Source organism: Microcoleus harperi Pol14_C6 (assembly GCF_036701295.1).
Classification (GTDB): domain Bacteria; phylum Cyanobacteriota; class Cyanobacteriia; order Cyanobacteriales; family Microcoleaceae; genus Microcoleus.
Map to the genome: position 1 here is coordinate 351,281 of NZ_JAUBQN010000002.1, position 12,746 is coordinate 364,026.

A 12,746-nucleotide genomic window follows, 5' to 3' on the forward strand; every position below is an offset into this window, starting at 1 on the left:
GGGTAATTGGTAATGGGTAATTGGAAATTGGTAATTAATGGAAAATTGGAAATTGAGAATAGTTATTTCATAATTGCTCCGACTTCCTTCCTCATTCTTTATTCTGACTTCAGCAGCAGAAGGAACGATCGCTCATTAATCCGTGTAGCGGTGTCAAAATCCGTGTCGTGCCTTCATTATTCAATCACGATCGCAATTTTGCCGACCGCGCGGCCCGTTTCGCTGTAAGCGTGGGCTGCTGCTACTTCTTGTAAGCTGTAAGTGCGATCGACAATCGGCTCAACTTTATCGGATTCTATTAACTCCCGCAAAGCCTCTAAATCGCTGGGATTGGCATTGGCTAGAATGAATTTAGCTTTTTTACCCGATATAAACCAGCTCGTTAACATCGGTGCGAGGTTCTCGAAACTTGGCAAAGTCGAGATATAAACTCCCTCTGGTTGCAGCACTTTTTCGCATTCAGCAAATGTTCTTGTCCCGACAGTATCTAAAATTATATCATATTTATCGGTTTGTTGAGTAAAGTCAATTTCTGCGTAATCAAGCACAAAATCGGCTCCCAAACTCTTGACCAATTCTCTATTTTTAGCACTGCAAACTCCCGTTACTTCCGCATTCATTGCTTTCGCAATTTGCACGGCAAAAGTGCCAACTCCGCCGGAAGCGCCGTTAATCAATACTTTATTTCCTGCTTGAATTTGACCCAAATCCCTGAGCGATTGCAAAGCAGTTAAACCTGCGATCGGTACTGCTGCTGCTTCGGCATGAGTGATGTTTTTCGGTTTAATTGCCGCATCCGATTCTGCCACGACCGCGTATTCGGCGCAAGCACCCCCACTGATGGGATTTAAGAAAGTATAAACTTCATCTCCGGGTTGAAATTTGGTGACTTCCCGGCCGACTTCCACGACAACTCCCGAAATGTCAGAACCGACTATTCGAGGAAAGTTAAATCCTGTTAATAGTTGCAGGTGTCCTTGCCGGATTTTCCAGTCTACGGGATTGACGCTGCTAGCGCGAACTCGCACTAACAATTCGTTGGATTTGGCGATCGGCTTTTCCAACTCTCGGTATTGCAATTCCTCGGCTGAACCGTAGCGATCGAACGCAACTGCTTTCATGGCAAATTTTCCGGTTTATTTCCAATAGAACACTCAATCCTTTACAATTACAGCACATTCGATCTCAATGTGACACAGTAAATTGAGCCAGCCTTGTAGCAGCGGGCGATCGACTCTTGGAGGCGTCCAGACAAGGGGCAGGCGTGAGGCAATGGGTTCGCTGGCCCAGTGCGATCGCTAGCGATTAAAATTAATAGAGACTGGGCGGGCGATCCCATAACCCTGAGCATAATCTACTCCAATCTCGCGCAATTTTTCTAAGATAGCTTCGTCTTCGACAAACTCAGCTATAGTTTCCAGATTCATCGCATGGGCAATACGATTAAAGCCTTCAACCAGCGCTTGAGAAATCAAATTATGACTAATATTCTTGACAAAAGCACCATCAATTTTTAGATAATCCACTGGTAAATTGAGCAGATAAGCAAAGGAACTCAACCCACTGCCAAAATCATCTAAAGCAAAGCGACAGCCAATTTTTTTGAGTTCGCTCATGAAATATCTGGCTTGCTCAAAATTTGCGATCGCTGCGGTTTCCGTGATTTCAAAACCAATGCTTTGTGGAGGAACTTGGTAGCGAAAAAATTGTTCGATTAAAAACCTCAGAAACTGATTGTTACTAATGCTAGCCCCAGAAAGATTTATCGTATACAAGCCTCGACTAAGAACATCTTTATCCGGCAATTTGTGATAGTTAGAGAAAAAAGTCTCGATTACCCAACAATCGATATCAGTTATCAAGCCGTAACGCTCGGCGGCGGGAATAAAGTCATTTGGAGAGACTATTTTTCCATTTTCGTCCAGCATTCTCAGCAAAATCTCATAATGCTCTATTAATGGTTTAGAGGTAATAGAGACAATCTTTTGGTAATAGAGAGAAAAACGATTGGTTTCCAACGCTCGGCTGATTTTGGAAATCAACTGCCTCTCACCACGTTGTTTAATGAGTTCGCTATCATCTAGACTATAAATATGAACACAGTTGCGGCCTCTGGCTTTGGCGGCATAACAAGCTGCATCAGCAGCTCCCAGAAGCTCCCTCAAATCTTGACTGGTTTGGTCAATAGCAACAACTCCAATGCTGACTCCAATGATAAAGGTTTGGCCATTCCAAATAAACCGAAACTGATGCACTAGATCTTTGACATTTTCCGCCATCAGGGCTGCTTGAGAGAGCGAACATTGAGTAAGCAAAATGCCAAATTCATCACCTCCCAAGCGAGCCAGCATATCATTAGCACGGACTCCCTGTTGAATAAGTGCGGTGATTTGGCGCAGTAGCTCATCGCCAGCAATATGACCTACGGTATCGTTAACGACTTTGAACTGATCTAAATCTAAATAACAGAGAGCGTGCTGCTGATTGCTATCTTTAACAGAGGCGATCGCCTCAACTAAATGTTGCTCAAATCTTCTACGGTTGATTAACCCCGTTAGGGCATCGTGATTGGCTTCCCAAGAGAGTTTATGCGTGAGATAGCGCGATTCAGTAACATCATGAAAGACGATGACGGCCCCGATAATTTGACCCTGGCGGTCTCGAATCGGTGCTGCCGAGTCAGCAATGGGATACTCGGTTCCATCATGAGCAATCAAAATAGTATTGTTAGCTAAGCCCACAATTTGCTCCTCTAATAGAGCCCTGTCTATAGGATTGTCTACTGGCTCTCGCGTTACTTGATCGACAATTAGGAAGACTGTAGAGAAAGGAACTCCTTGAACCTCATGAGTCTTCCAGCCTGTCAGTCGCTCAGCGATAGGATTGAAATATCTCACATTACCTTGGGCATCTGTAGTAATGACCCCATCGCCAATTGATTGCAGTGTCACTTGAGCCAATTCTTTTTCGGCAAATAGAGACTCTTCGAGACGTTGCCGTTCTTCAATTTCGTTCAACAGACGTAAATTCTGCTTTTGGAGTCTTTGTTGCAGCCTTCCGATAGTTAAATGCGTTTCGACACGAGCTAATACTTCTGCTACTTGAAATGGCTTAGCAATATAATCTACCCCACCTGCAGCCAGCCCTTGCACCTTATTAAAAGTTTCATTGAGTGCACTCAAAAAAATAATTGGAATGTCGGCTGTGCGAGGATCAGATTTTAATTGTTGACAAACTTCATAACCATCAATATCTGGCAATTTAATGTCGAGTAAAATTAGCTCAGTCGATGGCGATTGGGCGGCTCGAATAGCCATTATCCCTGTTATAGCACTGCGAACTTTATAACCCTCTGCCCTCAAAGCATCCCTGAGAAGACGCAGGTTATCAGGCAGATCGTCAACAATTAAAATATTGCCTCGGTAGTTTGTAGCTTGATCGCTAACCCTATCGCTAGTTCTATCGACAATCATACTGATTTCCCTAGTTTCTTGCTAGACGACTATAAACATATGCACAAATAGTATAGTTGAATTATTAGGTTATAAAGCTCACTTTACGCAGAAAGAAGTTCTGCGATCCCCGATATATTGGGGTGGCAAGGGGGCGCAGCCCTACAATATCTGAATAGTTCGGTTAGGGGCAGTCCCCCCGTGGTTGCCCTTCTTCGCTTCGCCTAACATCAGAAGAAGAGTATTTCAACCCCAGCAGCCGATTTATGAACAAGCGGATTTCTCAAATGGCAAGTCTACTCGTCATTGCGATCGGATGTCTCGTGCTGCTGGGTTGGCAATTTGAGAGCTCCCTACTCAAAAGTGGTTTTCCGGGTATGACTTCGACCATGAAAGCAAACACGGCAATTTGCTTTTTGCTGGCTGGAGGGTCTTTGAGATTGTTGCAGTACCAAAGAACGCGACTGCACGATCGCATCGCTCAAGGGATGGCAGGATTCATAATCATCATCGGTCTGCTGACGCTGAGCCAGTATATTTTTGGTTGGCATCTGGGTATTGATCAGTGGCTTTTCCGGGATTTCGTGTCTTCAGCGACTCCTTATCCGGGAAGAATGGGAGTAAATACCGCCCTAAATTTTGTGCTGATGGGACTAGCACTCTTACTATTAGGGCAAAATTCCCAACGGGATACTTGGTTGGCTCAGATTTTTAGTAGTATTGCAACTTTAATTTCTCTACTAGCTTTATTTGCACACCTATTCAATGTCGATATTCTTGAACGGTTGGCTACAATTACGACGACTCAGTCCGTAAACACGATCGCCACCTTTTTCATCCTCTATGGAGGAATTTTATGGCTCCGCCCCAAGGAAGGATTAATGCAAGTAGTAAGCAGTCCGCTGGTCGGCGGAGTAATGGTTCGGTGGTTGCTGCCTTGGGGGACACTCTTTCCAGTGACACTGAACTGGTTGACTCTTCAGGGACAAAATTTAGGCTGGTATAACGTTAATTTTGGCTATACATTGCGTTCCACTGTTATGGTTGTCACGTTCTCAATTCTCATCTTGGGGACGGCTGGCTTTTTAAACCAGATAGATTACAGGCGCCAAAAAGCCGAAAAAGAAATTAAAAAACTTAACGAAACTTTAGAAATTCTTGTGGCTGAACGAACAGATGCTTTACAAAAATCGCAGGCTCGTTTTGCGGGAATTCTAGAAATCGCCAATGATGCAATTATTTCAGTCGATCGCACTCAACGCATTACCCTGTTTAATCAAGGGGCAGAAAAGATGTTTGGCTATAAAATTGAGGATATTTTAGGCAAGCCACTGAATTTACTGCTGCCAGAGCAGTTTAGAGATGCACATTCGCAGCATATCAAACAATTTGCACACTCTTCTACCAGAGCGCGAAGAATGGGAGAACGAGGCGAGATTTTGGGTCGTCGTCGAGATGGAACGCAGTTTTCGGCTGAAGCCTCTATTTCTAGGCTGGAAATAGGAGACGAAACGGTATTTACTGTTATTCTGCGCGATATTAGCGATCGCAAACAAATTGAGATGGCTTTACGAAACAGTGAAGAGCAGTTTCGCCATGCGTTTGAAGATGCCTCTATCGGAATGGCGATCGTTTCACTTGATGGACACTGGATTAAAGTCAATCCTGCCTTATGTCAGATTCTTGGCTACTCCTCAGAAGAGTTATTAGCGTTAACTTTCCAAGACATTACCCATCCTGACGATTTAGACGCGGATATTAGTTATGCACATCAGCTATTAGCAGGAACAATTTCAACTTACCAACTGGAAAAACGGTATTTCCACAAACAAGGACATATTATTTGGATTATTCTTGATGGCTCGCTAGTACAAGATGGACAGGGAAATCCACTGCATTTTATTGCTCAGATCCAAGACATTACCGCTCGAAAAGAAGCTCAAAAGACGCTAGAGCTTCAAAGCGTTATCATGAATAACATGGCAGGAGGGGTGTGTTTGATTAAAGCCTCAGACCTCACGATCGTCTACACCAATCCTACCTTTGACGCTATGTTTGGCTACACAGAGGGCGAACTAGCAGGTCAATCTGTTGGTGTCTTGAATTATGTCGATACAAAGGTTACACCAGATGTAACCGTTCTAGATATTGTCAATCAAATTGAACAGACCGGGGAAGCGAAATATGAAGTCCACAATAAAAAGAAAGATGGAACTCTCTTTTGGTGCAGAGTTCATACATCCAGGTTTGAGCATTCTGAATACGGAACTGTATATGTTGCCGTTCAGGAGGACGCAACAGAGCTAAAACTGGCTGAGCAAGCCTTGCAAACTACCACAAATCGCCTCAATTTTCTTCTAAACTACAGCCCCGTGGTCATTTTTAGCAGTAAACCTGCTGGCGATTATGGAGCAACGTTTATCAGCGAAAATATCAAAGATATATGGGGCTACGAAAGCAGAGAGTTTTTAGAAGATTCTAAATTTTGGGTGAATCACTTACACCCAGAAGATGTAGAACCAGTGCTTAATGGCTTAGCAAATGTATTCGTTAATGATTTTTATTTCCACGAATACCGTTTTCGTCGCTCCGATGGGGTTTATCGCTGGATGCTGGGTCAGCTTAGGCTAATTCGAGATAATTCAGGTACACCAGTAGAAATCTTGGGATATTTAATTGACATTAGCGATCGCAAACAAGCTGAGTTGGAATTTCACCAGGCAAATGAAGCAAACCAAGCCAAGACTGTCTTCCTCGCCAACATGAGCCACGAACTCCGCACCCCCCTGAACTCAATTTTGGGCTTCACGCAATTGATGAGCTATGAGAGAAATCTGGCTCCTTCTATTCAAGAACGTTTACAAATTGTCAATCGTAGCGGTAGACATTTATTGGACCTGATTAACGATATTTTAGATTTATCCAAAATAGAGAGCGGACGGATGACACTCAATCTTTCTGACTTTGATTTGACAAATTTGCTGGCTTCTATTGAAGAAATGTTCCAAGTTAAAGTCCAATCTAAAGAATTGCAACTAATTTTCGATCTAAATCCCGACATTCCTAGATTTGTGCATAGCGACCATAAAAAACTCTACCAAGTCTTCGTCAATCTGCTCGGTAATGCGATTAAGTTTACCAACAAAGGAAGCGTCACCCTACGGGTAAGAGCAACACAAAGAGACACAACATCCTGTCACCTATATTTTGAAATTGAAGATACAGGCGTGGGAATTGCCCCCACAGAAATTGATAGCCTATTTAAGGTATTTGTGCAAGCCCAAGCTGGGAATAAGTTGAGTCAAGGGAGTGGGCTTGGTTTAGCCATCAGTCAAAAACTCGTCAAACTCATGGGCGGTCAAATTCGCGTTAAAAGCACTTTGCACCGAGGTAGCACTTTTTCGTTTGAGATTCCTGTACAGTTACCTCAAGCAGACTCCTTACCCCCAGAATCAAGTAATCAAAGAGTAATTGGTTTAGCTCCCGGACAACCGGCTTACCGCATTCTTATTGTTGAAGATTTAGAAGAAAATCGTTGCTTGTTAGTCGAGTTCCTTACCTCGGTTGGTTTTGAGGTGAGAGAAGCAAAACAGGGAGTGGAGGCACTCTCGCTGTGGGAGAGTTGGCGGCCGCACCTGATTATGATGGATTTGCGAATGCCGATCGTGGATGGCTACACAGCTAGTAAATATATTAGAGAACGCCCTCATAGCCAAGAAACTGTCATTATTGCTTTAACTGCCAGTATTTTTGAAGAGCGAGAGAAAGTTGTTATGGCTGGCTTTAACGACTTTATAAGCAAGCCATTTCAGCAACAACAGATATTTGACAAACTCGCTCAATATTTGGGAGTGCAATATATCTACGAAGTCGTAGAACAAACTCCACGCAAACAATTAGTTGAAACGGTGTCTGTAGAAGATATATCCATGATGCCCTCTCATTGGTTAGAACAAATGTATCAAGCCGCTTACTATCTCGATACAGAAGTTATGAACGAATTAATCGTACAAATTCCCGAATCCAAAGCAAGTTTGTCCAACGCCCTAACGGATTATATCAATAATTTTAATTCTGATCGAATTATGGAGTTAATTCGACCTCTGCTGCCGAATCCATTGTAGTTATTGAGTTTAAGGACAAAGAAACTCTAGTGCTTTCAGTAGTGGCTATATTTCCCATAGAAACCAACCTGGGAAAAGATTTGAAAGTTTTTGGAGATGTGTGTTGCAGATATCTATCAGTATGAGGAAATGGCACACACATTAGATGGAATGTGCTGTATCATAGAGCAATTCTATTTCGTATGTGAAGGAGATTTATTTTTTTTATTAACGGCAAAGGGTGCTGAGGGGGGCAGAGAAAGAGAAAAGAGAGAGACAAATGATTGATTTAACCGGAAAGGTAATTTTAGTAACTGGTGGCTCGAAAGGGATTGGTGCAGTGACGGTGCGGACTCTGGTTAATGCTGGGGCCGAGGTGATTTTGCATTACTTTCGCAGTCAGAAAGAGGCGGAAGCGATCGCAGCAAGTGTTGCGCGCGATCGCTGTTATTTATTGGCAGCAGATTTGATGGTGGAAAACGCGGCCTCGACTTTGTGGCGAGATGCTTTAAAATGGCGAGGTCATATTGATATTTTAGTTAATAATGCGGGGATTATGCAGTCAGCGGGTATAGAGGACAAATTCGATATTTGGTCTTCAGCTTGGCAGCAAACTCTACAAGTAAATTTAATTGCCGTTGCCGACTTGTGCCGGGAATCTATTCTGCATTTTCAAACTCGCAGTGGAGGTACAATTATTAATATAGCAAGTCGCGCTGCTTTTCGCGGCGATGACCCGAATTATCTGCACTACGCCGCTTCTAAAGGTGCTATTGTTGCTTTAAGTCGCAGCATTGCTAGAGGGTTTGCGGCTGATAATATTTTGGCTTTTACAGTTGCCCCGGGATTCGTCAGTACAGAAATGTCTAATCAGTTTATTCAGGAGTTCGGTGAAGCTGATATTATTCGCGATATCCCGATGGGCAAAATCGCTCCTCCTCAAGATGTTGCCAATGTTATCGCGTTTTTAGCGTCGGGTTTAGCTGCACACGCTACGGGGACTACGATCGACATTAATGGAGCCTCTTACGTGCATTGAGACTGTTCTGTAAAATACCTCTCAAGACTCACGCTGATATGTTTTAAAACCAACTAATTTATCACTTTAGCAAGACGCTAAAAACATAATAAATGACTTAATGTTAGATGAAAAGACAATCTGAGGAAAGTTGATTATGACAACAGATAACGGCACCAACACCAAACGAGTTGCCATACTCATCGAAAATGGAGTAGAAGATTCGGAATTTCTAGTTCCTTACAACGCCTTAAAACAAGCAAACTTTGATGTAGTTGTCCTCGGTTCGCGGACAAATGAAAAGTATGCAGGGAAACAAGGAAAAGTTGCCCAGCAGGCTGACGGAACTACCACTGAAGCAGTACCCGCAGAATTCGATGCAGTGATAATTCCCGGCGGTATGGCTCCCGATATGATGCGGACTAATCCCAATACAGTACGTTTTGTACGAGAAGCATTTGAGCAAGGAAAAATCGTCGCTGCTGTGTGCCACGGCCCGCAAGTTTTAATTGAAGCCGACTTGCTGAAAGGCAAAAATGCGACGGGTTTCTTGGCAATAAAAACAGACATGATTAATGCCGGAGCTAACTACATTAACGAAGCTTTAGTAGTTGACGGCAACTTGATTACTTCCCGCCAACCGGGAGATTTAGCAATATTTACCACCGCAATTATGGCTCGCCTCGGTTACGGGGGAAAAGCAGTCGGTTTGCCAGAAGAAACTGACACAAATGCAGAATGGTGGAAATTAGCTAATGGTTGGGGAGGCTCGACACAAGGGGACATTGTTAAAGGTTTGAATACCGCCCTCGCAGGGGAACGCTATGCTTGCGAAGCGTTTGAACATTATGCGGAAAAAACCCAAGATAGCGATTTGCGATCGCTCTTGAGAGAAATGATTCAAAACAAACAGAATCACATCCTCGCTCTCGAAAAACGCCTCAACGATTTCGGTGAAAAACCCTCAATTCCTGCCCAAATTGCTGACAAATACGCTAAATTAAAAGCTTCGATGCAAGGAACCGATGAAACTTTCTTACTGCGGAGCACTCTAGGTGACTTGCAAACCGGTGTTGTCGATATCAACAACCTGCGGGTGAAGTTCACAGATCCCGTATCAACTGCAATTTTGACAGAGATAGAATCGGATTTGTCCAAGTGTGAGCAAGTCGTTGCTAAACTCTACCGGGCCCGTGCAGTTTCCCAGGAAATTAAGTCGCCTAAACCTTCGACTAGCCCTGCAGTAAAAATGTAATCAGCAAGGGGATAAATAAGTTTGGAGTTTTTTTGAGAGGTGAAAACCAGCACCAAGATCGCAACTACAAACTTGCTCTGCAATCCTACAATATACCCCTTTGCGGTAAAATAAAACCCAACACTAAAAAGCAGATATTCAACTAACTGCAAGGTGGAGGGTTTTATTTTTGTTTCAGCGGGACATGGCGGGTTTGAAGGAAGCTTGCGGCATCCGGGGGCGGTACAAGCCCCCGTATTCATCCCTGCAGAAATAAAAAATATAGTATCCGATAACCAGCCCCCGCATACATCCGTAAAGTCGCTTTCTTCAAATCTAAAATCTAAAATCTAAAATCTAAAATCTAAAATCGATTGCCTTGTTCCCTCTTCCTTTAGACAGGAGACACCTGGGCTATAAATGCGCTACTGTGTTGCCAATATTTTGATGAGGAAAAAAAGGCTGTGGTTCCCTTACGCGATGAAAATCCCATTACTATCACTCCCTACGTTACCTACGGGCTGATTGCCGCAAACATATTAGTATTTTTGTACGAACTCAGTTTGGGCGATCGAGAATTAACCCAATTCTTCTACTCTTGGGCCGTAATTCCTTGCCAGTTAAGCAATATGTGTGGTGTTGCTCTGCCAGTTTCGCCATTTCCCGAATGGACGACACTGATTAGCTCCCAATTCCTGCACGCAGGCTTTCTCCACATTGCGGGAAATATGTTATTTCTGTGGATTTTTGGCAACAACGTAGAAGATCGTTTAGGACACGTCAAATTTATAATATTTTACCTTACTTGCGGCGTTTTAGCATCACTAACTCAGTGGTTTTTTTCCTCAGCATCTGCCATTCCGTCCCTGGGTGCTAGCGGCGCGATCGCAGGCGTGATGGGAGCTTACATTCTCAGATATCCCCAAGCCAAAGTTCTGACACTGCTACCCTTGGGAATTTTTATTACCACCGTCAGAGTCCCCGCTTTCTTCTTTCTAGGATTTTGGTTTGCACAGCAAGCATTGAGCGGCCTGGCTTCCTTGAATGCCCCGGCAAGTGTCGGCATGGAATCCGGGGGAGTCGCCTACTGGGCCCACGCCGGAGGCTTTGTTTTCGGCGCTATTCTCGGCCCTTTGTTGGGACTTTTTTCTGACGAAAATCAGATTTAATTTTTTACGGCAGATTAACGCAGATTAACGCAGATTAACTGCCAAAAAAATCTGCGTTAATCTGCGTTAATCTGCGGTTTCAAACCTCTGATTTTTCTCCAATTTCGCCGCTATTGTCTGGCATTTGTGGGAATTGTTTTATAAATATAATCACGTTTACTTTTTCGCCCAGATAAACACAAATTAACGCAGATAAACTGCCACCAAAATCGACGTTTATCTGCGTTAATCTGCGGTTTCAAACCTCTTATCTTCCTAGATAAACGTCAAGTCAAATTCCGAAAGAGCAGAAACCCCAGTTACACCATTTAACTTCGCCAAAATGCGAGAATCGCTGCCGGTGAGGTTATTGCCATTGCCGTCATAAATAATGTAAGTATTGCCGCCGGAATCGTAAGCAAACAAGAAAGCACTTCCTCCCAGAATATTTGCAGAAACAGTTGTCTGCACATTCAGCAGAACTTGACTGCCATTGCTGAGATTGGGGAATCCGGGGGCAAAATTAAACTGATCGGCGATCGGCACACCGAGACCGTTAAAATCAGTAATCACATCGTATCCGCCCGCCGCGATCGCAGCATCGATCGCAGCCGAAGAAGCCGCATCAAAGGCAGGCCCACCTTGTGCAGGGCTGGTATAGCGGAATTGATTGCTGCCGCCACCCCCCGTCATGGTATCTGCGCCGAGACCCCCTACGAGCACGTCGTTATCCAAATCGCCGTTAATCGTATCGTTGCCAACTTGACCGTCAATAGTATCGCTGCCCGCCAAACCGTTCAAATTGTCCGGCAAGGAACCCCCAACCAAATTGTTAGGTCCGCTATCAGCCGGCAAGATTTGGACGGTGATAGTACCTGTTCCCGGAATTGTCCCGAATCCGTCGCTGACGCTGTAGGTGAAAGCAGTTGTACCCGCTACGTTGCCGGGGATGAATTGCACTTGAGAGACAAGATTTACAGCTATCCCCAGTTGCGGTGTGCTGACATTAATAATGCTGAGCGTCCCTTTTTGCGGGCTGGAATCGTTCGCCAGTACGTCGATAAAAGTGGGCAGCAAATTATTCGTATTGGTAAATACGATGCCGTCATCAACAACTATTGGCGGCAGGAGAGTTGGAACAGTTACGGAGGTATCGAAAGAATTGATGTTAATTGCGACTGACGCTGCTGCGGTGCCGCCTTGGTCGTCAGCTACGCTGTAGCTGAAAGAACCGGCTTGCCCGATCACGTTTGTTCCAGGTTGGAATTTCAGCCCCAGTAAATCCTGAACGGTTAACTTTTGGTTCACGGTGACCGGGTTCGTACCCGTAATTACCTGACCAAAAGTAGGATTGGGAAGTCCGACTACCGCGATCGACAGTGGTTGCCCCTCCGGGTCACTGGGCGCCGAAATGCTCAGAGACAGAGGCAAATTCTGCAAACCTGTCACCGTCTTGCCCGCTTCCACGATCGGCGGCTGGTTAGGAGTCGGAGATGTAAAACTCGGCGGAGTCGGCCCCCCGCCCAAAGGCGGAGGAGTTGGGGGCGCCGCAGTTGGAGTCGGGACGATCGAAGGACTCGGACTCGGAGTTGTCCCGCCGGCAGTCGGAGTCGGACTCGGACTCGGAACCTGTGTCGGCAATGTCCCTGGTGATGGAGTTGGACTCGGACTTGGACTCGGTGCCGGAGTTGGATTCGGAGTTGTCCCCGGTGATGGTGCCGGAGTTGGATTCGGAGTTGTCCCCGGTGATGGTGCCGGAGTTGGATTCGGAGTTGTCCCCGGTGATGGTGC

Annotated in this window: 7 protein-coding genes; 4 read left to right on the forward strand and 3 right to left on the reverse strand. The window is 44.7% G+C overall.

Annotated elements, in window-relative coordinates; translation table 11 throughout:
- Window positions 1-176: 176 nt before the first annotated feature.
- Together QUA27_RS03160 and QUA27_RS03165 are read right to left on the reverse strand one after the other, a co-directional pair.
- The gene (locus QUA27_RS03160; RefSeq protein ID WP_333066281.1) at window positions 177-1,121 is read right to left on the reverse strand and encodes an NAD(P)-dependent alcohol dehydrogenase; all 945 of its coding nucleotides are present in this window, start codon (window positions 1,119-1,121) and stop codon (window positions 177-179) included.
- A gap of 177 nt (window positions 1,122-1,298) precedes the next feature.
- Complete coding sequence (locus tag QUA27_RS03165; protein WP_333066282.1) at window positions 1,299-3,473, reverse strand: EAL domain-containing protein; 2,175 nt, start codon at window positions 3,471-3,473, stop codon at window positions 1,299-1,301.
- 245 nt (window positions 3,474-3,718) lie between these two features.
- Here QUA27_RS03165 and QUA27_RS03170 point away from each other — a divergent pair, with 245 nt between their 5' ends.
- The 4 genes from QUA27_RS03170 to QUA27_RS03185 all read left to right on the forward strand — a co-directional run bounded on the left by QUA27_RS03170 (window position 3,719) and on the right by QUA27_RS03185 (window position 10,976).
- Window positions 3,719-7,576: a PAS domain S-box protein gene (locus QUA27_RS03170; RefSeq protein ID WP_333066283.1), complete on the forward strand. Its 3,858-nt coding sequence runs from the start codon at window positions 3,719-3,721 to the stop codon at window positions 7,574-7,576.
- A gap of 259 nt (window positions 7,577-7,835) precedes the next feature.
- Complete coding sequence (locus QUA27_RS03175; RefSeq protein ID WP_333066285.1) at window positions 7,836-8,594, forward strand: SDR family NAD(P)-dependent oxidoreductase; 759 nt, start codon at window positions 7,836-7,838, stop codon at window positions 8,592-8,594.
- Window positions 8,595-8,730: 136 nt separating this feature from the next.
- A complete protein-coding gene (locus tag QUA27_RS03180) occupies window positions 8,731-9,828 on the forward strand; it encodes a DJ-1/PfpI/YhbO family deglycase/protease (RefSeq protein ID WP_333066286.1) in 1,098 nt (365 codons plus the stop codon).
- Window positions 9,829-10,271: 443 nt separating this feature from the next.
- A complete protein-coding gene (locus QUA27_RS03185) occupies window positions 10,272-10,976 on the forward strand; it encodes a rhomboid family intramembrane serine protease (RefSeq protein WP_333066287.1) in 705 nt (234 codons plus the stop codon).
- Between the two features lie 255 nt (window positions 10,977-11,231).
- On the opposite strand, the gene QUA27_RS03190 is transcribed toward QUA27_RS03185, so the two are convergent.
- Window positions 11,232-12,746, reverse strand: a 1,515-nt coding sequence (locus QUA27_RS03190; protein ID WP_445251462.1) for a calcium-binding protein, incomplete at its 5' end; no start/stop codon positions are given.